This window comes from Solirubrobacter deserti, from assembly GCF_027587175.1.
Taxonomy (GTDB): Bacteria; Actinomycetota; Thermoleophilia; order Solirubrobacterales; family Solirubrobacteraceae; genus Solirubrobacter; species Solirubrobacter deserti.
In genome coordinates this window covers 31,425-51,166 of record NZ_JAPCID010000046.1, presented here as the reverse complement: position 1 = coordinate 51,166, position 19,742 = coordinate 31,425, and the positions used below count along the sequence as shown (strand labels likewise).

At 70.6% G+C, this 19,742-nt stretch carries 23 protein-coding genes and 1 pseudogene; 14 read left to right on the top strand and 10 right to left on the bottom strand.

Going from position 1 to position 19,742, the window contains the following annotated elements; all coding sequences use genetic code 11:
• Positions 1-22 precede the first annotated feature (22 nt).
• The 5 genes from OJ962_RS25470 to OJ962_RS25450 all read left to right on the top strand — a co-directional run bounded on the left by OJ962_RS25470 (position 23) and on the right by OJ962_RS25450 (position 4,661).
• Entirely contained in the window at positions 23-601 is a 579-nt protein-coding gene (locus tag OJ962_RS25470) for a rhomboid family intramembrane serine protease (protein ID WP_202957652.1), read from the top strand.
• The gene (locus tag OJ962_RS25465; RefSeq protein ID WP_202957009.1) at positions 574-1,833 is read left to right on the top strand and encodes a M20/M25/M40 family metallo-hydrolase; all 1,260 of its coding nucleotides are present in this window, start codon (positions 574-576) and stop codon (positions 1,831-1,833) included. Before OJ962_RS25470 ends, OJ962_RS25465 begins: the two co-directional genes overlap by 28 nt.
• A gap of 113 nt (positions 1,834-1,946) precedes the next feature.
• Positions 1,947-2,588 carry an ERCC4 domain-containing protein gene (locus OJ962_RS25460; protein ID WP_202957008.1) on the top strand — a complete coding sequence of 214 codons (642 nt, stop codon included), beginning with the start codon at positions 1,947-1,949 and terminating at the stop codon, positions 2,586-2,588.
• Positions 2,589-2,786: 198 nt separating this feature from the next.
• Positions 2,787-3,245 (top strand): hypothetical protein, encoded by a 459-nt coding sequence (locus tag OJ962_RS25455; RefSeq protein ID WP_202957007.1) that lies wholly within the window; start codon positions 2,787-2,789, stop codon positions 3,243-3,245.
• Positions 3,246-4,070: 825 nt separating this feature from the next.
• Positions 4,071-4,661 carry a gamma carbonic anhydrase family protein gene (locus OJ962_RS25450; RefSeq protein ID WP_202957006.1) on the top strand — a complete coding sequence of 197 codons (591 nt, stop codon included), beginning with the start codon at positions 4,071-4,073 and terminating at the stop codon, positions 4,659-4,661.
• A gap of 147 nt (positions 4,662-4,808) precedes the next feature.
• Here the strand turns inward: OJ962_RS25450 and OJ962_RS25445 are convergent, their stop codons facing one another.
• On the bottom strand, positions 4,809-5,063 hold the full coding sequence (locus OJ962_RS25445) for a cupin domain-containing protein (RefSeq protein WP_202957005.1): 255 nt from the start codon (positions 5,061-5,063) through the stop codon (positions 4,809-4,811).
• Between the two features lie 560 nt (positions 5,064-5,623).
• The gene (locus OJ962_RS25440) at positions 5,624-6,172 is read right to left on the bottom strand and encodes a PadR family transcriptional regulator (RefSeq protein WP_202957004.1); all 549 of its coding nucleotides are present in this window, start codon (positions 6,170-6,172) and stop codon (positions 5,624-5,626) included.
• 181 nt (positions 6,173-6,353) lie between these two features.
• Here OJ962_RS25440 and OJ962_RS25435 point away from each other — a divergent pair, with 181 nt between their 5' ends.
• Complete coding sequence (locus OJ962_RS25435) at positions 6,354-6,899, top strand: dihydrofolate reductase family protein (protein WP_202957003.1); 546 nt, start codon at positions 6,354-6,356, stop codon at positions 6,897-6,899.
• A gap of 84 nt (positions 6,900-6,983) precedes the next feature.
• On the opposite strand, the gene OJ962_RS34535 is transcribed toward OJ962_RS25435, so the two are convergent.
• Positions 6,984-7,157 (bottom strand): Imm1 family immunity protein, encoded by a 174-nt coding sequence (locus OJ962_RS34535; protein WP_407697543.1) that lies wholly within the window; start codon positions 7,155-7,157, stop codon positions 6,984-6,986.
• 255 nt (positions 7,158-7,412) lie between these two features.
• On the opposite strand from OJ962_RS34535, the gene OJ962_RS25430 reads away from it, so the two are divergent.
• Together OJ962_RS25430 and OJ962_RS25425 are read left to right on the top strand one after the other, a co-directional pair.
• Entirely contained in the window at positions 7,413-7,976 is a 564-nt protein-coding gene (locus tag OJ962_RS25430) for an RNA polymerase sigma factor (protein ID WP_202957002.1), read from the top strand.
• 107 nt (positions 7,977-8,083) lie between these two features.
• A complete protein-coding gene (locus OJ962_RS25425; RefSeq protein ID WP_270006692.1) occupies positions 8,084-8,866 on the top strand; it encodes a hypothetical protein in 783 nt (260 codons plus the stop codon).
• A gap of 282 nt (positions 8,867-9,148) precedes the next feature.
• On the opposite strand, the gene OJ962_RS25420 is transcribed toward OJ962_RS25425, so the two are convergent.
• Positions 9,149-10,444 carry a PD40 domain-containing protein gene (locus OJ962_RS25420; protein ID WP_202956999.1) on the bottom strand — a complete coding sequence of 432 codons (1,296 nt, stop codon included), beginning with the start codon at positions 10,442-10,444 and terminating at the stop codon, positions 9,149-9,151.
• A 211-nt stretch (positions 10,445-10,655) separates the two neighbouring features.
• Between OJ962_RS25420 and OJ962_RS25415 the strand changes: the two genes are divergently transcribed.
• The 3 genes from OJ962_RS25415 to OJ962_RS25405 all read left to right on the top strand — a co-directional run bounded on the left by OJ962_RS25415 (position 10,656) and on the right by OJ962_RS25405 (position 12,561).
• Complete coding sequence (locus OJ962_RS25415) at positions 10,656-11,186, top strand: hypothetical protein (RefSeq protein ID WP_202956998.1); 531 nt, start codon at positions 10,656-10,658, stop codon at positions 11,184-11,186.
• A gap of 221 nt (positions 11,187-11,407) precedes the next feature.
• Positions 11,408-11,947 carry a hypothetical protein gene (locus OJ962_RS25410; protein WP_202956997.1) on the top strand — a complete coding sequence of 180 codons (540 nt, stop codon included), beginning with the start codon at positions 11,408-11,410 and terminating at the stop codon, positions 11,945-11,947.
• A gap of 158 nt (positions 11,948-12,105) precedes the next feature.
• The gene (locus tag OJ962_RS25405; protein ID WP_202956996.1) at positions 12,106-12,561 is read left to right on the top strand and encodes a hypothetical protein; all 456 of its coding nucleotides are present in this window, start codon (positions 12,106-12,108) and stop codon (positions 12,559-12,561) included.
• Between the two features lie 94 nt (positions 12,562-12,655).
• On the opposite strand, the gene OJ962_RS25400 is transcribed toward OJ962_RS25405, so the two are convergent.
• From OJ962_RS25400 to OJ962_RS25390, 3 genes are read right to left on the bottom strand one after another with little or no spacing between them, the layout of a single operon-like run.
• Positions 12,656-13,258 (bottom strand): DUF3995 domain-containing protein, encoded by a 603-nt coding sequence (locus OJ962_RS25400; RefSeq protein ID WP_202956995.1) that lies wholly within the window; start codon positions 13,256-13,258, stop codon positions 12,656-12,658.
• A 50-nt stretch (positions 13,259-13,308) separates the two neighbouring features.
• Positions 13,309-14,187, bottom strand: a complete 879-nt coding sequence (sigJ, locus tag OJ962_RS25395) for an RNA polymerase sigma factor SigJ (protein WP_202956994.1) — start codon at positions 14,185-14,187, stop codon at positions 13,309-13,311.
• A complete protein-coding gene (locus OJ962_RS25390) occupies positions 14,184-15,086 on the bottom strand; it encodes an NAD-dependent epimerase/dehydratase family protein (RefSeq protein WP_202956993.1) in 903 nt (300 codons plus the stop codon). Before OJ962_RS25390 ends, sigJ begins: the two co-directional genes overlap by 4 nt.
• A gap of 114 nt (positions 15,087-15,200) precedes the next feature.
• On the opposite strand from OJ962_RS25390, the gene OJ962_RS25385 reads away from it, so the two are divergent.
• Positions 15,201-16,160, top strand: a complete 960-nt coding sequence (locus OJ962_RS25385) for an NAD-dependent epimerase/dehydratase family protein (RefSeq protein WP_202956992.1) — start codon at positions 15,201-15,203, stop codon at positions 16,158-16,160.
• A gap of 31 nt (positions 16,161-16,191) precedes the next feature.
• On the opposite strand, the pseudogene OJ962_RS25380 reads toward OJ962_RS25385, so the two are convergent.
• Both OJ962_RS25380 and OJ962_RS25375 read right to left on the bottom strand, forming a co-directional pair.
• Positions 16,192-16,368: pseudogene (locus tag OJ962_RS25380) on the bottom strand (IS3-like element ISMyma3 family transposase); the annotation flags it as partial.
• A 299-nt stretch (positions 16,369-16,667) separates the two neighbouring features.
• Positions 16,668-16,922 (bottom strand): RICIN domain-containing protein, encoded by a 255-nt coding sequence (locus OJ962_RS25375; protein ID WP_202956991.1) that lies wholly within the window; start codon positions 16,920-16,922, stop codon positions 16,668-16,670.
• Between the two features lie 117 nt (positions 16,923-17,039).
• Between OJ962_RS25375 and OJ962_RS25370 the strand changes: the two genes are divergently transcribed.
• Positions 17,040-17,906 (top strand): FkbM family methyltransferase, encoded by an 867-nt coding sequence (locus tag OJ962_RS25370; protein WP_202956990.1) that lies wholly within the window; start codon positions 17,040-17,042, stop codon positions 17,904-17,906.
• A 186-nt stretch (positions 17,907-18,092) separates the two neighbouring features.
• On the opposite strand, the gene OJ962_RS25365 is transcribed toward OJ962_RS25370, so the two are convergent.
• Positions 18,093-18,566 (bottom strand): cupin domain-containing protein, encoded by a 474-nt coding sequence (locus OJ962_RS25365; protein WP_202956989.1) that lies wholly within the window; start codon positions 18,564-18,566, stop codon positions 18,093-18,095.
• Positions 18,567-18,654: 88 nt separating this feature from the next.
• On the opposite strand from OJ962_RS25365, the gene OJ962_RS25360 reads away from it, so the two are divergent.
• The gene (locus OJ962_RS25360; protein WP_202956988.1) at positions 18,655-19,722 is read left to right on the top strand and encodes a helix-turn-helix transcriptional regulator; all 1,068 of its coding nucleotides are present in this window, start codon (positions 18,655-18,657) and stop codon (positions 19,720-19,722) included.
• Positions 19,723-19,742 lie beyond the last annotated feature (20 nt).

Below are 19,742 nucleotides of genomic sequence, written 5' to 3'. Positions count from 1 at the left end.
GTGCGCGCCTATCGTGGCGCGCATGGTGAGCACGGGCGAGGTGGAGCCGCGGCGCGACGATCGGGTCCGCGGGCTCATGGTGGTCGCGGTGATGGCCGCGGTCATGTGGATGGTCGAGATCGTCGACGTGCTGGCCGGCGATCTCGACTCGGCCGGGATCCGCCCGCGCGATCCCGAGGGCCTGGTCGGGATCGTGGCCGCGCCGTTCCTGCACGGCGGCTTCGGACACCTGTTCGGCAACACGATCCCGTTCGTGGTGCTCGGCGCTGTGATCGCGCTGAGCGGGTTGGTGCGCGTCGTGTCGGTGACCGCGATCGTGGCGCTCGTCGGCGGGCTCGGCGTGTGGCTCGTCGCGCCTGCGACGACGCTCCACATCGGCGCCAGCGGCGTCGTCTTCGGCTTCATCACGTACCTGATCGCGCGCGGCCTCTGGAGCCGTCGCGCGCTGCACCTCGTCGTCGGCGTCGTGGTCCTGTTCGTCTACGGCGGCACGCTCGCGTTCGGGTTCGTGCCGACGCCGGGCGTGTCCTGGCAGGGGCACGCGTTCGGCGCGCTGGGCGGGGTGATCGCGGCGTGGGCTCTGGATCGTCGGCGCGACTGATCGCGGTCGCCGCGGCCGCGCTGCTGGTGGGCTGCGGCGGTGACGGCGACCACGAGCGGCCGCGGCCACGCCAGGCCCCGCTCCCGCTCGGCGGCGTCGAGCAGCGGATCACCACGGAGGGCCTGAACGAGCACCTGACCGCGCTGCAACGAATCGCGGCCGAGCACGGCGGCCACCGCTCCGTCGGCACCGCCGGAGAACGCGCGACGGCCGACTACCTCGCCGGGCGCCTGCGCGCCGCGGGGTACCGCGTGCGCGTGCAGGACGTGGCCGCGTCGTCGTTCCGGGAGCGCACGGCTCCGCGCGTGACCGTCGGTTCGCGCCGGATCGAGGTGACGACGCTGCGCTTCTCCGGCTCCGGCAACGTGTCCGGCCGCGTGCGCGCCGTCGGTTTGGGCTGCTCGCGCGCGGCGTTCGCGGGACTGCGCCGCGATGAGGTCGCGCTGGTCCGGCGCGGCACGTGCTCGTTCCGTTCGAAGGCGCTGGCCGCCCAGCGCGCCGGCGCGCGGGCCGTGCTCATCAGCGACCGCACGCCCGTGCGCGGCTCGCTGCAGGACACGGGTGTGCGCGTGCCCGTGGTCGCCGTGGGCGGGCGCGGCGCGGGGCTCGCGGGCGCGCGCGTCCGGGTGCGCGTGGACGCGTCATCGGCTGAGCGGCGCTCCGCGAACGTGATCGCCGAGGCCGGGTCCGGCCGGGTCGTGATGGCGGGCGCGCACCTGGACTCCGTGCCGGAAGGTCCTGGGCTCAACGACAACGGCAGCGGCGTCGCGGCGGTGCTCGAGATCGCCGAGGAGCTCGGCGGGCGGGCGCTGCCGGAGGGCGTCGCGCTGCGCTTCGGGTTCTGGGGCGCGGAGGAGATCGGCCTCGTGGGCTCGACGCAGTACGTCGAAGGCCTCTCGCGCGAGCAGCGGCGCGCGATCTCGGCGTACGTGAACCTCGACATGGTCGGCTCGCCGGGCGCGCGGCCCGCGATCTACGACGGCGACGCGACGATCGCCGCCGCGCTGCGTCGCCAACTCGGCCCGGACGCGCCGTCCGACGACCTCGGTTCCCGCTCCGACCACGCGCCGTTCGACCGCGCGGGCATCCCGGTCGGCGGGCTCTTCACCGGCCTGGACCGCTGCTACCACCGCGAGTGCGACACGATCGAGAACGTGGACCGCGAAGTGTTGACCGCGTCGGCGCGCGCGGCCGGAGCGGCGCTCGCGGAGCTGGCGCTCGACCGGCCCTGATGTCCGTCACGTCGCCGACGGCTCGTGGAGGCGAGCCGCGCCTCCAACCGCGCCGGTGGCGGGATCGCGTGCCCGCTGAGCAAGCGCCGCCGCGGGTACACCCTGAACACGGCATGGCAGCGGTGCTCTTCGATCACGGCGAGGTACGGTCGGGAATCCCGGCGGCACTCGACGCAGCCGGCCTGGAGGTCGCCCCGGCACGGTTGCCGGCCGGCGACTACCTCGTCTCCGACCGGCTCGTGGTCGAGCGCAAGACGGGTGCCGACCTCGCCGCCTCCATCAAAGACCGCCGGCTGTTCGAACAGATCGACCGCCTCCGTGACGCGTACGCCTCGGTCGTCCTGATCGTCGAAGGCAAGCCCGTGCACATCGCGGAGGCGAGCTGGAAGGGCGCGCTCGCGCGCGTGCTGACCACCGGCGTGTCCCTCCTGCAGACCACCGACCGCGCCGACAGCGCCGCATGGCTGGAGCGCCTGCACCGGCTCGAAGGCAAAGGCCCCAGCGAGCCTCGCGGGCTGCCGCGCATCCGCCGCCCGACCGACGATCTGCACCAAGTCGCCGGCGACGTCCTGAGCTGCCTGCCCGGGATCTCCACGGTCACCGCCGGCCGGCTGCTCGAGCACTTCGGCTCGCTCGCGGCCGTGTTCGCCGCCGACGAACGAGAACTTCGAGCGGTCGCCGGGATCGGACCAGTCCGCTCCGCCCGTCTCGCACGCCTGTTTCACCACAGCCGGAAGCTCTCGGCCTGCTGCTAGAGACGCATCGTGGCTAGACTGAGCAAATCGACGTATTGATCGCCACGCGCCCAATGCTTCTCAGCGAGGCGCGAGCCTGGTGACCCACCCGACTGTGATTCGTACTGTTTCGGGGCACGCGTGACGCTGGCCCGGGCTAGGCAGCGTCCGCGACGAGGAGCGCGGGAGCTGGCACGCGCAGTCGACGACGGTCGCCACGTGGGCGAGGCGCTTCGGCACCTGGACAGGTATGGGTCGCAACCCGGCGCGATCGTCGTAGCGGAGGCGCTCGCGCGCTTTCTGGTCGCCCGCTGCCAGTCCCACCACGCGGGCTGGCGCGTGGTCCGTCAGGTTGTGGTGGATTCCGCCGCGGACGCGCCATGGGAGAAGTGCGCGCGGCGCGCGGTGCCGCAGGTCGCCGCAGACCTCATGGAGCTCTCCGCCCAAGAGGGCAACACTCCCCTGCACCGTGCTCAGCACCTCGCGGCTCGTCGCCGCGCTGAGCAGATCGCCGACCATCTCGACCAGGCAGCGGTCCTAACCGATCTCGGCCTCGAGCCGATCGCGGTCACTGACGGTCGCTGGCGCGAAGCGCTTGGCGCAGCGGTCGTTGCTCGCTCGCGCGAGCAAGTCTCGCGAGCGATCGCGAACTCCCTGGGTGCGGCCTCAGCGAACTGAGGTCGCTCGGTCCGTACTGTCGACTCGCGCGCGAAGGAGTCCCCGCAGCGCGGGATTCAGCCTGCAAGCTGGGCGTGGCCGGCCGCTTGACGGCACGACGGTGTTCTCCCTGATGCCGACGTTGCGGAAGCCGGTGAACACGCTGTTCCGGGCGGCCGTGGCATGCCTGGCCACGCTTTCACAGTCGGAGCGCGCTCGAACACCCGTCCAGAGGCGTTTGGTCCACCTCGGGTTGCGGCAAAGCTTGCGCTGCGCCCGTGCGGTCGTCCCGTCGTCGCTGGCCCCCTGAACCGGCACACGACCCGCCCCGCGAGCTTCAGCGGCCTGACCACCGCTTCCGCCGGCAAAGACCGCACGGGCGCACCTTGTCTGTCGAGCGGCGCTGGATCGCGACGATCGCGAAGGGGGCCGAACTATGGGCGGTGAGCCCGTTCGCGCCGCACTGGTTCCCTACTGCTGTTCGTTTGAGGCGCCACTCGGTGCGTCGGCTGTCCGAACGCCTGGTTGATCCATCCGTCGTTGGGCACGAATCGCGACGACGTGCAGCGCGAAGAAGACGACCAACGCGACGAGCGGCCACGGCGGATCGACTTCTGCGCCTGCAGTATCCCGGCTGTTGCAGCCGCGGCACCCGCGGCCAGCGACCAGGCGAGCGCGGGGCCCCGCTTACCGCGTGCGAACGCGTCCCAGCCGAGCGCCAGCACGATGCCGACAAGGAGCACCGTAACGACCCACTGCATCACGGCGCCTATTCAATCAGGGGATCAAATGACGCCCAACGGCGAGTCTCCCTTTGCGGACCCGGCGCCTGGGAACATCACCAGCATGTTGATCGAGCACCGAGGGGCCAGCCCGACCGTTGATCCGTCCGCGTATGTGGCACCGAACGCGGTCTTGTGCGGTGACGTGCACGTCGGTGCTGGCGCTCGAATCCTCTTCGGCGCGGTCCTGAGTGCCGAGGACGGCCGGGTCGACGTTGGCGAGCGCACCGTGGTCATGGAGAACGCGCTCGTCCGTGGCCGGCGTCGCACCCCGGCCAAGCTCGGCGACGACGTGCTGGTCGGACCGCACGCGCACATCAACGGCGCCGTCGTCGAGGACGGGGCGTTCCTCGCCACAGGGGCCGCGGTCTTTCCCGGTTCGACCGTCGGCGCAGGCAGCGAAGTCCGCATCCATGCCGTAGTTCACGTCAACACGAAGCTTGCGCCCGGGACCACCGTGCCGATCGGCTGGATCGCAGCGGGCGACCCGGCCCAGCTCTTCTCGCCGGACCGGCATGAGGCCCTCTGGGCCGTGCAAGAGCCGCTTGACTTTCCGGGCACGGTCTACGGGCTTCCCCGCGAGGCCACGGCACGCGACCGCATGAGCCGGCAGAGCGCGTGGTTCGGTGCCCACCAGGACGACCGCGTTCTCTGAACACGCGCGTCGCACGCCCTCCGCCTGGTGTCGTGGACCGAAGGCCAGGTACTCGATGCCGTTGGGTCCCGTGGCGCGCGTCCGCACAAGTCGCTGGTGCCCCCATCACGCCTGCTCACTGTTGCATGGAGTCTGCAGCGCTCGTGTTCAGTGCGCAGGGACAGACACGCAGACCAGCGTGGTGTCGGCAAGCGCCTCGACGTGACCGGGCGTGTGCTCGGGGACATGCACGAACTCGCCGGCGTGCACGGTCACGGGGTCGGCGGCTGCGCCGATGCGGAGGGTGCCGCTCAGCACCACCCACAGCTCCGCGTAGGGAGCGGGGAGGTCAGCCCGTGCCCCGGCGCGCAGGAGCGCCGTGTACGCGCTCAGCGACTCGCCGTCTTCTTTGCTCAGCAGCAAGCTACAGCTTCAATCGCACTTGAAGTCAAGCCGGCTCGGCACTCGTAGGCGACAATGCGCGCCGAATGAAGCGCTACCGCGGTCCCCGCGCGGACAAGAATCGTCGGGTCGGCTTGCTTGTCGGGTGCGGAGTCTTGTGTAACGCCGCTGCACGCGTGCTCGAGCCGCCCGCCGCTTGGTTCTTCCTCGCTGTCGGCGTCTGCTTCTTGGTCGCTTCGGTGGTGACGCTGATACAGGGCTTCCGCACGCCAAGCGGCGGACCGGACGATGCCCGTGGCCCCATGTGGGGCCCAGCAAAGGATTCTCGGCGTAGCTGATCGCCGGTAGCGCGCGAGGGGTCGACTCGCCCGCGTCTGCTGGCCCGAACGGTGCGAGACGCGGTTTCGCCAAGAAGGTCCCTTCGTCGAAGCGCCACTCTGACGGCGTGCCCGATCCGCTCTCGTCGAGTCGGGCTCGAGCCCCGGCGCTTCGCAAGACGGCAGGTCGCGTGCGGAACCGCAAACCGCTCGGCGCCGTCGCCTTCCCACGACGGAGGAAACGCGGGCGGACAGTCGCTCAGGTCAGGGTGTTGTGCCGTCGAGCTCGCTCGCGAGCTCGGCCTCGATCCGGCGGAACCAGTCGGCCCGCCATGCGAAGTAGTCGGCGCCTTCCCGGGCCACGATCAGCGGGAAGCGACTGCCGGCCTGCCGCGCGAGCGGGAGGATCTCGGCTTGGAAGCGGGCGTCGATCTGCTCCGCTCGCGCGCGTAGGCGCCGCACGAGCTCGAGCGCGTCCTCGGGCGGCAGCGCGTCGGCGAAGAACAACCGCAGCAACCCTTCGTCGCGTTGCTCGAAGTCCGGCACCCGTTCGCTGCGCAGCCACTCTCCCAGCGCCGCCCGGCCCTTGTCGGTCAGGCGGTAGCTCTTGCGCGGCCGGTTGCCGTGCGGCTCCTCTGTCCCGGTCACGTAGCCGTCGGCCTCCAGCGCGGCGAGTTCCGGATAGACCTGGGCGAGCGACGCCGCCCAGAAGAAGCGCGTGCTGCGATCGACCGTGCGCTTGATCGAGTAGCCCGTCCGGACGCCCCGCTCGAGCATCCCCAGGATCAGGTACGCGCCGGGCCTGAGCCGCATCGTTCAGGTCGCTGTTCCACCGCGATGCATCGGCCCGGATTATGCAGACGGGGTCAATGGGTCTGCGCGAACCGGTGGTGCCGACCCCGTTGTGCCGACGCCGACCTTCTGTTCCGATACGTCACGCCAGAAGAACCCACACCGTCGGCGCCGCTGACCATTCGACCGGGAGAACCGTTCCGTGCGCAAGATCATCAGCTTCACCCACGCCACACTCGACGGCTACATCGACGAGCCGCACAAGTGGTCCTTCCGCTACTCCGGAGAGGAGTTCCAGGAGTACGGCCTCGAGATGACGCTGCCCGCCGACGCGCTGCTGCTCGGCCGCATCACCTACGAGGGGATGGCCCAAGCCTGGCCCACCCGGAGCGGCAACCCCTTCGCCGACCACGTCAACTCGATCACCAAGTACGTCGTCGCCTCCCGGCCAGTCGACACCTCCGCGTGGAACCCGACCGTCGTCATCCCCGGCCCCGACCTGCTCGACGAGGTCAGCCGCCTCAAGCAGGCCGAAGGCGGCGACATCATCATCTGGGGCACCGGCCAACTCACCGACGCCCTCGCCGCGGGCAGCCTGCTCGACGAATACCGGATCTGCACCTCCCCAATCATCAAGGGAGGCGGCGAGCCGCTGTTCCGCCCGGCCAGCGCCGCCACCCTCGAGCTCCTCGATCAGAAGCGCTTCGCCACCGGTGCGGTCATCCACGCCTACGGGCTCGCCAGCTGACGAAGCGCTACTCGCCGCAGCTTCGGGCGAGTGGTCAGCTGGCGCTCGAACTCAGCCAGCACCCGCGTCGACAACGCAGCTGGCTCAGCCTTCCCCCCAGGTCACGTCCGGCGACAACTCACCGGGGGCAACAAAATGCCGCATTGCGGCCCGCGCCGCCGAAGGCGTGATCGTATGCCGCCTCGGCACCTCCGTGTAATGGTCGCCGGCGACGTAGAAGACCACAGCCTCCTCGCTTCGATTCTGCCCGACGCTGATCGTGTACGGCGGGTCGAGATCCGCTGGTATGCCGCGCTTGATCGACTCGCCCCGCGAGGCGAATCTGCGCCTGCGGGAGCTTTCGCCGCATTCGATCCGCGCTTAGGCGGACTGACCGGTGGCCGGACTACACCTCGACGCGGGCGGCCGCGATATTGAGAGCCGCTACGCCTGCGGGCGTCGCGGCGCCGGGCGCCAGCCGTGGTTGCACGAGCTGCCCGGATACGGCGCGCTGCCTTAGCGTCATGAAGGGGTATGTGGAACGACGAGCGTGCCACGCGGACAGATGCCGAACTGCTCGCGGCGGCAGAGCAGGACGCCGCGGCCTTCGGCGAGCTGTATCGCCGCCATGTGCGCCGGGTGCACGTATGGTTCGAGCGCAGGATCGCCTGGGCGGCCGCCGACCTGACCGCCGAGACGTTCGCGCGCGCCTGGATGCGGCGCCATGGTTTCCGCGACGAGCACGACGGCTGGGCGCTGCCGTGGCTGTTGGGCATCGCCCACAACGTGCTGCGCGAGTCGGCGCGGCGCGACCGGATCGAGTCGCGGGCGCGTGAGCGGCTCGGCCTTCCGCTCGCGCTCGCGGAGGACGACGAGTACGCCGCGGTCGATGATCGGTTGTCACCACGTCTTGCCCTGGCCGCGGTGCTGGACGAGCTGCCCGACCATGAGCGTGACGCGGTCGAGCTGCGCATCATCGACGAGCTGCCCTACGGCGAGGTCGCGCGCCAGCTCTCGATCCGCCCGGCGGCGGCCCGGTTGCGCGTGTCGCGTGCCCTTCGCCGTCTCGCTCAACTGAGTCTGAGAGAGGAACGATGACCAAACCGCTGCCCGAATCCCTTGTTCACTTCGCCACGCAGCTCGAGCGGGCCATCGAGCGCGACCAGTTCGCGGATCGGCGTCGGCGCCGGAGGACCTTCGTGCGCATGGGGGCCGTGACGGTCGGCTCGGTCGCGATCGCGCTCGGCGCCTTCTCGCTGCCGATCGACGACACCAGTGTCGCTCCGCCTGGGGTGTCCACCGCGTCCGCCGCCGAACGCGCGGCGGCGGTGCTGAGCGCCCCGCCGGGATCAGTCGTGCACGAGATCGCCGTGTACCGTCAGGTGGCCGCGGACGGCAACGCGTCGAGCTGGCGCACCGAGACGTGGCGGCAGACCTCCCGCCCGTACGCGCGACGCGAGATCACCACACGCACGGACGGTGCCCGTGTCGAGACGGCGATAGTAGGAGACCGGCCGGCGCAGCTCTACGACCGTGCCACGAACACGATCTACACGAACGCGCCCGACGCCGGCCCGGCACTCGGCACGCCGATGCCCGCGGCCGACGGCGACCCCATGCGCGAGCAACTCGCGGACCTGCTGCGCTCCGGACGCGCCCGCGAGCAGCAGCGATCGACGGCTGACGGTCGCGACGTCATCCGCTTCGCGTACCGCAATCCCCTCCCAAGCGGCGCGGCGGAGCACTGGACCTACCTCGTCGACGCTCGCACGTACGAACCGATCCAGCTGACCGCCACCTCGCCCGACCGCTCACGCGTCACGACCCGGTTCGAGACCTACCGGACGCTCGACGCCACGGATGACACGACCGCTCAGCTGAGCCTCCAAGAGCAACATCCCGACGCCGCGGTCGATCGCACCGAGACGGGGTACGAGGCGGCGCGGTCACGGTTGTACTCAGTGCCCGGACCGGCAGGCGGCGGCTGAGTGAGCACCGTCGCTCGTGGCCGGCCCAGGGATCGCGGATGACGAGCCGCGCCGGCGCCTCGTGGGAGCGAGCACGACGACGTCCAGGGCGATCAGGACCAGCAGGACGAGAACCTCGAACGGCCCGATGATCGGCATGACAGTGCCGGTTCCCCGGATGCACGTGGCGGCACCGTCGAGACACGCCGCTTGCGTCATGTCCGTGGTGGTGCGCAGTCGACGGCGCCTATAGGCGGCAGCGGACGAGTCGGGGCACGCCCGCTGCGCATCACCGTGGGGGCGTCAGTCCCTGAGCAAGAGATCGACGCGCGAGACCTGCGTGCCGTCGTCGCGAGTGCCGCCGTCGTCGTCGGTGATCAGGCTGTCGGCCCCGTCGTCGCCGCTGATCAGGTCACGGGCCGCCCCGCCGGCGAGCACGTCGTCGCCGGCGTTCCCGTGCAGCGTGTCGCCTCCGCCGTCGCCGCAGAGGCGGTCCAGGCCCGGGCCTCCGGCGATCGAGTCGCGTCCGACCCCTCCCACGAGCAGGTCGTCGCCGTCCCCACCGAGCATCACGTCGCTGCCTCCGCCGCCGCAGATGACGTCGTCGCCCGCAGTGCCCACGAGCACGTCGTCTCGGCCCGTGCCGACGATCGCGCCCGGAGCACGGCAAGCGCCCGCCGGCGCGCTCTGCCGGAGCGGGCGCCAGTCAAGCGGGCCGGTCCCGTCCATCAGATGACGATCGCCGGTCCCGTCGACGTTGATCATGCGAACGTTGGAGCCCGTTCCGCCTGGTCCGCCCGTGAACGCCTGCGAGTAGGCGATCACACCGCCCTGCGGCGCCACCGCCGGCGAGGTGTTGTAGTACCACCGGCACGTCGGACCGATGGGCCCGCAGTCGTCTTTGTCCAGACGGACAAGGACGCGGCGATCGGGCCCGATGAGGCTCGATCCGAACGGCAATGGGCCGCAGTTGGCCCGCCCGTACGCGACTCCCGAGCCGTCCGGCGCCCAATCGGGATCCTCCGCGCGAGCCGGGATCACGACATCGACCGGCAGCGGCGCCGGGCCACCGTCCGTGCGAGCTCCGAGCAGCCCTCCGCATCCGCGCAGGTTCAACAGCGTGTACGCGATCGTGGCGCCGTCCGGGGACCAATCCGACATGACGCGGGATTCCGGGCTTGACGAACCGGGAGTCAACTGAGTGACCTGGCGCACATCGGAGCCGTCAGCGGCCGCCGTGAACACCTGCGTACTCGGCGGTCCGCCGAAGACCTGGCGGGAGAAGGCGATTCGCCCGCCGTCTGGCGACCAGGTCGGGTCGCGATCGACCACGGACGTACTGATGATCCGCACGTCGCTGCCGTCGCCCTTGGCCACTGCGATCCCGCCGGTTCTGGGGACATACACGATGCGCATGCCGTCGGGGGACCAGCGCACGCGAGAGCCGTCCACGAGCGGCCTCAAGCCCGTGCCGTCCGGGTTGACCACCTGTCCGCCAACCGCCAGCTGCCCGTTGCGGCCCGGGAACCCGGCTTGCGCGTACGCCGGGACAACCGCGGCGCCGACGATGACGAGTGCTGCAGCACGAGCGAATCGCACAGCCGCCACGATGTGCCATTTCACCGGTCAGCGGAAGCTGGCTGGTGATAAACCTGACCGCCCAGGACAAGGCTTCGCATGCCCGGCCGTGCAACGTTCGCCTCGCGCCCGCGCCGGACTCCTCGCTTTAGCGCAACCGTCGAGAAGCGCTACGTCAACCTGCGCTTCCTGCGCCTGCGTTTGCTCGACCTGGACGTACGATGGCGGCCTGATGACGCTGGATCGTCTCAAGCAGCATGTCGCGCCGGCCGCCAGCCCGGTGCCATCGGACGTGGTCATCGACACCGACGGGCGTACGCTCGCGCTTCCGCCCGACTACGCGGAGCTGATGGCGGTCTACGGACCCGGTGCGTTCGACGGCTACGTGTTCCTGCTGTCGGTCGACAATCCGCGGCGGCTCTACGACATGGTCGCTTCCACTCGGGAGTCCGCCGAGCAGATGGCGGGACATCGTGAGCGGCTTGCGAACGACTGGCCCCCATACCCGCTCTGGCCGGCCGAAGGCGCGCTCGTGAAGTGGGCGACCATTGCCAACGAGCACGACTTGTTCTGGCTGACGAAGGGCGAGCCCTCCCACTGGCCCGTAGTCGTCCTGCGAGAAGACGAGCAACTCCACGAGCTGGTCGCAATGACAGCGACCGAATTCCTGGTGCGCCTGATCGAGGGACCAGAGCCAAGCGACCTCGTCGGAACGCCACTCGCTAACGGCGTGGTCCGGTTCCTTCCGAGCGCGAACAACTAGGCGTCACGGCCGCTCGCCCGGTCGCCGAACAAGCGCGCAGCGCTGCCGAGGCCCTCGACCAGAAGTAGTGGAACCGTCGAAACTCGCGCTGCTGATCCCAAGCACGGAGCGCGCCCATCGAGGCTTCTCTAGCGTTCCGTCGATGCCGGTCCGCTGGATCTAGAATCCAGACTGTGCATCGTCTCGTCGCGGTAACGCTCGGGTGCGTAGCGTGCCTTTCGTTGTTCGCGGTCGCGGGAATCAGCTTGCGCATCACGGGCGCCGACTCAAACGATCCGAAGGACATCGCGAAGGAGTTCGGCCACCCTGGCGAGAGCGCTGTCCGGTGGGAGCCCGAAGCGCTCGCCGGAACGGGGATCAAGCTGGCCATCGGTCGTCGGGGTGACGGGAAGCCGATGATTCTCCACTATGGCGCCGGCGTGGGCGGTGGACGCACGTTCACTTCCGGCTGGGCCGTTGAATCCGAGCTGCTCCGAACCGAAACGGGCGATGCCCTCGTCGGCGTCACGATCCCTGAAGCCGCCGCGGTGCGGTTCGGCAAGGGGCGCGACGCGCTACGCGCTCCGACGGCCCCGATGCCCGGCGATTCCTCTAAACGCGTGTTCGCCGTTCACGTGCCTGTGGACGGTCTCAGCCTCGTACACGCCAACGACATCGTGGCACTTGACGCTCAGGGCCGTCTGCTTGGCCGCCAACACGTCAATGACGGTCGCGGTGGCTTCGGGGCCTACGACGGCATCTACGACCGCAAGTGGCGCTGACGCAACGCCTTCCTGACGCGCGACTTCGTCGAAAGTTGCTGCTTCGTCAACCGACGTCCAGTGAAGACTGCCAGCGTAGGAGACCGCGTATGGCCAGTCCGAACGACCGGGCAAGGTCTTGAGGCTGCCGACCTCCGTAGACGGGTACCTGCGGAGCGATGAGCGATGCGCCCGGGCGCCGAAAACGCAGAATTGCGATCACGGTCTTGACGTTCCCACTCATCGTGGCCGTGTCGAGCGTCGCTCTAGCGTTCATGGGCTCTGACGAGCTTGATGCTGTCGCGGCGGCCGTCTTTCTCATTCCCATCGCAATCTTCGGAGCTGTGATTGCACGGGCGTGGGTGCTGCTGCTGCCGACGATCTGGTCACTGCTGTTCTTGGCTGTCCTGCGCATCTACGACCTGCTCGCGGGAACCTGCTCAGTCTGCGGCTCCGACGAGGACTGGGGCAATTACCACTTCTTCTTCATCGCCTTCGCGCTGATTCCAATGACCGCGGCCTTGACGGCCGGTGTCGGCATCGGCGTGCTGGCGCGAGGGCTCAGCCGGGTAGCGAGCGACGAGCCTCCTCAGCGTGTCTCGCGACGAGCCCATTCATCGCGGCGCGGGCACTAGCGCGACACCACAACCACCGAAGCGACCAGATCGTCGACACACGCGACTTCTCGCGCTAGAGCGCACCCCGATGAACCGGTTCAGCGGTCGCCGCTCAGCGCCCTCGTACGACGACGAGCGTGCAGGCGATGGCGGTGAATGCGAGCGTCGCCAGCGCCGAAGCGAGGATCAGTTGCCTTGCGGCGCGTTCGGTGCCGCCGGAGCGGCGATGGTGGTGGAGCGCGGCGAGGGTGACGAGGACGCCGAGGCCGAGGAACCAGGGCTCATAGAACAACAGGTCCCAGAGGAATTGCGCCGTCTGGTCGCGCTTCGCCCAGCCGTCGAATCGCAATTCGATGACGCCCAGCGCATGGAGTGGCTTGGTCACGTATGCGGTCAGTGCGTGGGCCATGACGTATGCCGAGCCGGTGATCGCCGGAACGATGAGCAGTCGTCGCGGGATGCGCAGGCCCCACGGCCGCACCAGCGCGAGTGCCCCGAGGCCCACGAGCAGGATGCCTGCACCGGCGATGAGACTGGCCCGCCGCATGGTCGCTGGGTCATCAAACCTGCCGGCGATCCCGACAGTTCCGCCCAGCCCGTGGTAACCGCGCACCGCGATCGCGTAACCGGTCGCCCAGACGAACGCCGCGTAGCCGGCCCAGGTGAGCGAACGACCGGGCTCGGGGCTTGGGAGGGTCGGCGAGTTCGCCGCCATCGATCGCGCGGGTGTCGACGCCTGGAGGCCGCAGCGGTGGCGCTGCCGAGTCACGGTCGAGCTCGCGCCAGCGCATGCCGGACCTTGTCCGGGTTGCGGACGGCGTCGATGCGGGTGATCCGGCGCCGCTCGACGACGAACGACAGGACCATCGCGTGGCCGTCGGTGACGGCGATCGTCAGGCCAAGATGGCCATTGACGGCGACCGGCGTGGCCTCGGGAGCGATGGCCGGCTTACGACGGAGCGCCATCCACGCGCGTGCGACGCGATCGGCGCCCCGCAGCGGCTTGCGCGCGGCGGTCGCCTGACCACCGCCGTCGGTGGTCCAGATCACATCCGGGTCGAGCACCGCGATCAGCTCGGCGAGGTCGCCTTCGGCGATGGCGCTCGCGAACGCGCGCACGGCATCGTCGTGCTCGGCGCGGGTCGGCTGAAAGCGCGGCCGCTGGTGCTCGACGTGCCGGCGGGCCCGGGACGCGAGCTGGCGCACCGCTTGCGGCGTTCGACCGACGACGTCGGCGACTTCGTCGAACGGGACGTCGAAGACGTCGTGGAGCACGAAGGCCGTGCGTTCCGCGGGCGAGAGCTGCTCGAGCACGGCGAGCAGGGCGTAGCTGACGGTCTCGTCGAGCGTGACGCGGTCGGCGGGGTCCTCCGTCGCGTCCGGCGAGAGCAGCGGCTCCGGCAGCCACGGGCCGACATACGTCTCGCGCCGTGCCCGGGCCGAGCGCAGCGCGTCCAGGGCCAAGCGGGCCACGACGACGGTCAACCAGCGCTCGAGATCGCAGACCGAGTCGGCCCCGGCCCGCTCCAGCCGCAGCCACGCCTCCTGGACGACGTCCTCGGCTTCACTGAGATCGCCGAGCTCGCTGTAGGCGATGCGCACCAGGCGCGGGCGCAGCTCGGCGAAACGCTGCGCGGCCGTCATGCCGCCCTCCGCTGCCCGAGAATGAGCGACCAGCCCTCCGTTCCGCCGCGCACGGACGGCGTCCAGCCGGTCGCCTCGCGCAGCCGCGAGCTCGAGACGCGCTGCGAGCGCGCGATCACCTCGACTGCGGGCGGTACCTCGTCGAATGCCGGACGCAGAGATCCGCGACCGACGGTGGCGGCAAGTGCAGCGTCGATCTCGGCGCGCGTCGGTGGGTGCGTGTCGGCGACGTTGTAGATGCCGGGCGGTGCGGCGAGAGCGCTGATCACTGCCGCGGCGGCGTCGTCGAGCCAGACGGTCGGCCGGTGCGCCGACCGCCGTCCGAGGCTGGGCGAGAGACCGGCCCGTGCGGCGTCGATGTCCGAGCGCGTGAGCGCGCTGTCCGGCCCGATGAACAGGCCGAACCGCAGCACCACCGTCTCGCCCGCGAACAGCTGCGCGGCGTTCGCCTCGGCGACCAGCGCGGTCTCGGTCGGGCCGGTCGCGTGCACGGGCGCGTCTTCGTCGAGCCACTCGTCACCGCCGTCCGCGTAGACGAACGCCAGTGACTCCTGCACCAGCCGCGGGACGCCGGCGGCGTGGGCGGCGCGGGCGATGACGGCGGACGCCTCGCGCCGGAGCCGGTCGTTCTCGTGCCACGCTCCGGGCGTGCTCATGTGCTTGGCGTCCGGGATGCGCGTGAGCAGGTTCACGACGGCGTCGGCGGTGGAGAACACGACGGTCAGTGCGTCCTGGTCGAACACATCGACTTCCACGGCGCGCGCCCCGAGACCCTCGACGGCCCCGCGGCCCTGCGCCGACCGGGTCACGCCCACGACGTCGTGGCCCGCCGAGACGAGCCGTTGCACAACCCGGCGTCCTATCACGCCGGTCGCTCCGGTGATGACGATTTCGCTCATGCTCCCCTGACGAGGCAGCCGGCGCGAGCGTGACATCCGCACCCCGCGGGCTCCATGTCACATCGGCCGCCTCTGGCTCGTCTCAGACAGCAGAGACAACCACAGGAGCACGCGATGAAGATCTTCCTCGCCGGCGCCACGGGCGCCATCGGCAGAACGCTGGTCCCCGAGCTGGTGGCGCGAGGCCACGACGTGGTCGGCATGACCAGGAGCGCGTCCAAACAGGACCTCCTGCTCAACCTGGGCGCGCACCCGGTGGTGGCGGATGCCCTGGACCCTGAGGCGGTCATGCGGGCGGTGGCGTCCGCCGAGCCCGAGGTGATCGTGCATCAGCTCACGGCGTTGTCGGGTCCGATGAGCCTCCGCGATGCGCGGCACCCGGACCGCTCGCTCGCGGCGACGATGACCAACCGACTGCGCACGCAAGCAACGGACCACCTGGTCGCCGCCGGCCGCGCCGTGGGTGCGCGGCGCGTGGTCGCGCAGAGCTTCGGGGCGTTTCGCTACGCGCGGATGGGCGGGCCGGTCCTGACCGAGGCCGATCCGCTGGAGCCCGACCCTCCGGCTGCGCTTCGGGCGGTTCAAGCGGGATACCAGTACCTCGAGACGGCGGTCACGACGATCGATTGGGGAGCGGGCCTCGCGCTGCGCTTCGGCGGCTTCTACGGACCCGAGACCGGACTGAGCCTCGCGCCGGATGCCGTGATGGCAACGGCGATCCGCAAGCGCCGGCTTCCGATCATCGGGGATGGAGGCGGCGTCTGGTCGCACCTGCACATCCACGACGCTGCCGCGGCGACCGTCGCCGCGATCGAGCGCGGCGCGCCGGGCGTCTACAACATCGTCGACGACGAGCCCGTAGCCGTCCGCGAGTGGCTCCCCGCGGTGGCAAGCGCGCTGGACGCCAAGCCGCCTCGGCGCGTTCCCCGCTGGCTCGGGCGGATGGCGGCCGGCGAGATGGCCACCGTCATGATGACCGAGGTGCGGGGCGCCTCCAACGCAAAGGCCAAGCGCGAACTCGGCTGGCAGCCGCGCTACGCAACCTGGCGACAGGGCCTCGCACACGGCCTTTGACCGAGCGGCCAGCTCGATACCGGCGAGGGGTCTTCCAGCGGCTCTCGCGGCGGATCTTCTCGGTTCGAACAGGCCGATCGTGGTCTCGGCGAGGCGTTGTCGTAAGCGTCGCCGACGCGCCGACGGAGGCGTCGACGCGGGCGTCGATGAGCCGTTGGGTGAAGGCGAAGCTCAGGTACTGACTGCCGGCGTCGTTGTGGCAGATCAACTGCGCGCCAGCCGGTAGCCCGACTACGTGAAATCCGCCACCGCAAGCGATTGGGCGCAGACGCGGTGAAGTCACGCTCGGCCGAAAGCGGCCGGACGATCTGCGGCCTCATCGGGGCTCGTCGTGCGCCGCGATTTGCCGCAGACGACAACGCGTACTCGCGCTCATGTCCAACACCATCCGCACCGGCTCGCGGACCTCCGCCGGATACCGCCCTGCGTCTTGCCATCCCGACTCACCGCGAGCGTTGTTCCGATCAGGTGGTCGACGTCAGTGGGTGGAGGACTGCACGGGCGCGATCACGAGCCGCTCGTTTGTCGCCCGACGTCGGCGGCCATTGGATGACGACCGCCCGGCGCCGTCGTGGGGCCGGCCTGGTTGATGGCCAAGCCGGTGTAGACGTTCTTGATGACGCTGTAAAACGCCCCCGGCCCAACCTGATCGAACTCCCAGCGTTGGCCGAGGCCGCCGTAGCACGGCCACTGGAGCAGGGCGCCGGGGTTCTCGTCGCAGATGTCGGTCGCGCGTTGGTCGCGCTTGAAGACCTCATCCATTGCATCGAAACGCCCTTCCCGTTCGACCTGCGCCGCTGAGGACCCCTGCGACCGGACGGCGCACGCACCGGGGTTCGACCGTCCCCCGCGCCGCGCCCAAGCGGTTACGCTCCCGCCATGGGCGAGCACGTCTTCGAGGCGGTCATCCCGGTCGCGCTCGACCTGAGTGGGCTTTCGCCGATCATGCGATCGGAGGTCGCGTCCGCGGCACAAGACGTCTTCGGAGGCGAGTACGACGCTCCATACGCCGGCCGGGACCTGGCCATACTCGACCTGGGCGCCAACGTCGGTGCGTTCGCGCTGTGGGCGCAGCTGCGCTGGCCGGGCAGCACGATCACGTCCTACGAACCCGATCCGGAGACGTTCGCGCTGCTGAAGCGCAACACACGGGACCATCCGAAAATCCACCGCGTGCACGCCGCCGTCTACCCGATGGACGCGGCTTCGACCGGGCTCGTTCGCCGCGGCGGCGGCGACATCGAGGCGGCGCTGGCGCCGGTCGCGACGGAGTTCCTCTCCGGCGCAGACGCCGCGGAGAGCATCGAGGTCCCGGTCGTGCACCCGCGTGACCTGCCCCCCGCCGACATCATCAAGCTCGACGTCGAAGGGTGCGAGCTGGCCATTCTCGTTGCGCTCGACCTCACCGCGGTGTCGCTGATCATGCTCGAGTACCACGACCTCGAGCGGCGTCGCGAGATCGAGCGCGTGACGGCCGAGACGTTCGTCGTCGAGCGCTCGACGGCGTACCCCTGGGCTCCGTATCTGGGCGACGACCGCTACCGCGAGCGGGCGCAGACCGACGAGTACGGCGTGCTCGTGCTCGTCAACCGGCACCCGCGGCGGCTGCGGAAGGTGGAGGGCTCGCGGTACGCGCGCGCGGTCGCTGCCCCAGGCCTCCGCCAGGCATTGACCTCGCTGCCCGGCCTTGCCGAAACTGCCGTCGGCCGGCGCGTGGCCCAACTGCGCCGGCGCGCCGCCCGCTGACGAGCCGGGCCGCCTGGGCGTGCTCGTCAAGAGACCGCTCCAGCCGGTGGGATGCATGAGGGTCTCGACGGCGGAGTTCGCTTCGGCGATCGTCATCCGAGAGCGCGCGCTCGTTCAGGACGCAGCGGGCAAGCTTCCAATCAGCGTGCTGTCCGTAACCGACGCAGACGACAATCCGATCCTCGCCTAGCCCTCGAACGGCGGCGGCCCCAGGATCTCGAACCCCGATTCGGCGGCCGCGGCGGTCATGCGGGCGAAGTCCGGCGGGTCGGCGGTCGCGGCCGCGGCGGGCTCGAAGGTGTCGGCCGGGTCACCCGCGAGCCGAAAGAAGCGCTCGTGGTGGCCGGGCACCGAGAGCGCGAGGATGCGCGCCCGCTCGGAGTCGACCCGGAAGGCGTGGGGGACGCCACGCGGGAGGAGGACGACGTCGCCCGCGCCCGCCTCGGAGACCTCGCCGTCGAGGTGGACGGTGATGCGGCCGTCGAGGACGTAGAAGACCTCGTCCTCGTTGGGCTGGACGTGCAGGGGCGTGGCCATGCCCTGCGGTGCGAGGTGCTCGAGCATCGAGACGGCGCCGGCCGTGCGTTCGGCGGGAAGCCGGACGGCGACGACCTCGCCCATAAAGGCGAATGTTTCTGCGGTGGAGAGCGTCGTGGTCATGGCCAGGATGGTCCGTGGTCCTGGCCATCCGTCCAATCCCGCAGCTGAGGGATTCCACGCGCGGCGGTGGCGCCCGTACGATCCCGCCATGGGACCGCTCGGCCTCAAAGGTGACCTCGCCCGTGACGCAATCATTCGGACGTGTACGAGCGGGCTGCCCGCGCGTGAGCTGTTCGCGCAGGTCGGCGAGAAGCTGCGGCCACTGGTCCCCTACCAGTCGGCCGGGTGGCTGTCGACCGACCCGGCGACGATGCTGTACACGGACGCGATGGTCGAGAACGTCGACGGTGCGCTCCATCTCGACTTCTTCGAGAACGAGCTGACGGCCCCCGACTTTGCGAAGTTCGGCGAGATCGTCCGCCGGCCCGAGCGCGTCGCGATCCTCAGCGAGGCGACGGCCGGGGACCCCGAGCTGAGCGCCCGCCATCGCCGCCTGCACGTCCCGAACGGCTACAGCGGCGAGCTGCGCGCCGTGTTCTCGACCGGCGGCGCGTGCTGGGGCGTCGCCTGCCTCACCCGTCGCGAGGGCGACCCGGACTTCACGCGCGCGGAAGCTGAGTTCGTCGGCTCGCTGTGCGACCACGTCGCGCACGGACTGCGTACCGCGCTGCTGCTCGCGGCGGTCGACGAGTCGCGGCCGGCGGACGCTCCCGGCATGGTCGTCCTCGGGCCCGACGGCGCGGTCGAGTCGGTGAGCCTCGTGGCGGAGGAGCTGCTGGCGGAGATCGGCACGGGCGGGCTCGAGCTGCCCGACGCCGTGCACGCGGTGGCCCTGCGCGCCCGCCACGCCGCCGGTGGCGTCCCGCGCGCCCGCGTCGCCACCCGCACGGGTCGCTGGCTGGTCCTGCACGCCGCGTGCCTGCGCGACCGCGGCGGCTCCGGCGAACGCGTCGCCGTGATGATCGAGCCCGCGCGGCGCGCCGAGCTCGCGTCGCTCGTGGTCGAGCTCTACGAGCTGAGCGAACGCGAGCAGCAGGTCACCCAGCTGCTCGTGCGCGGCCTGGCCACGGACGAGATCGCCTCGGCGCTGTGGCTCTCACGCCACACCGTGCGCGATCACGTGAAGTCGATCTTCGCCAAGGTCGGTGTCGCCAGCCGGCCGGAGCTCACCGCGAAGCTGTTCGCGGAGCACTTCCTGCCGGCGCTCGAGGGCTGAGAGGGGTGGCCGCCGCGCTG

Excerpts from the sequence above, each read along its gene's own strand:
- OJ962_RS25470 (WP_202957652.1), top strand. The coding sequence starts at position 23 with ATGGTGAGCACGGGCGAGGTGGAGCCGCGGCGCGACGATCGGGTCCGC.
- OJ962_RS25460 (WP_202957008.1), top strand. The coding sequence starts at position 1,947 with ATGGCAGCGGTGCTCTTCGATCACGGCGAGGTACGGTCGGGAATCCCG.
- OJ962_RS25450 (WP_202957006.1), top strand. The coding sequence starts at position 4,071 with ATGTTGATCGAGCACCGAGGGGCCAGCCCGACCGTTGATCCGTCCGCG.
- OJ962_RS25440 (WP_202957004.1), bottom strand. The coding sequence starts at position 6,172 with ATGCGGCTCAGGCCCGGCGCGTACCTGATCCTGGGGATGCTCGAGCGG.
- OJ962_RS25430 (WP_202957002.1), top strand. The coding sequence starts at position 7,413 with ATGTGGAACGACGAGCGTGCCACGCGGACAGATGCCGAACTGCTCGCG.
- OJ962_RS25425 (WP_270006692.1), top strand. The coding sequence starts at position 8,084 with ATGGGGGCCGTGACGGTCGGCTCGGTCGCGATCGCGCTCGGCGCCTTC.
- OJ962_RS25415 (WP_202956998.1), top strand. The coding sequence starts at position 10,656 with ATGACGCTGGATCGTCTCAAGCAGCATGTCGCGCCGGCCGCCAGCCCG.
- OJ962_RS25405 (WP_202956996.1), top strand. The coding sequence starts at position 12,106 with ATGAGCGATGCGCCCGGGCGCCGAAAACGCAGAATTGCGATCACGGTC.
- OJ962_RS25400 (WP_202956995.1), bottom strand. The coding sequence starts at position 13,258 with ATGGCGGCGAACTCGCCGACCCTCCCAAGCCCCGAGCCCGGTCGTTCG.
- sigJ (WP_202956994.1), bottom strand. The coding sequence starts at position 14,187 with ATGACGGCCGCGCAGCGTTTCGCCGAGCTGCGCCCGCGCCTGGTGCGC.
- OJ962_RS25390 (WP_202956993.1), bottom strand. The coding sequence starts at position 15,086 with ATGAGCGAAATCGTCATCACCGGAGCGACCGGCGTGATAGGACGCCGG.
- OJ962_RS25385 (WP_202956992.1), top strand. The coding sequence starts at position 15,201 with ATGAAGATCTTCCTCGCCGGCGCCACGGGCGCCATCGGCAGAACGCTG.
- OJ962_RS25375 (WP_202956991.1), bottom strand. The coding sequence starts at position 16,922 with ATGGATGAGGTCTTCAAGCGCGACCAACGCGCGACCGACATCTGCGAC.
- OJ962_RS25370 (WP_202956990.1), top strand. The coding sequence starts at position 17,040 with ATGGGCGAGCACGTCTTCGAGGCGGTCATCCCGGTCGCGCTCGACCTG.
- OJ962_RS25365 (WP_202956989.1), bottom strand. The coding sequence starts at position 18,566 with ATGACCACGACGCTCTCCACCGCAGAAACATTCGCCTTTATGGGCGAG.
- OJ962_RS25360 (WP_202956988.1), top strand. The coding sequence starts at position 18,655 with ATGGGACCGCTCGGCCTCAAAGGTGACCTCGCCCGTGACGCAATCATT.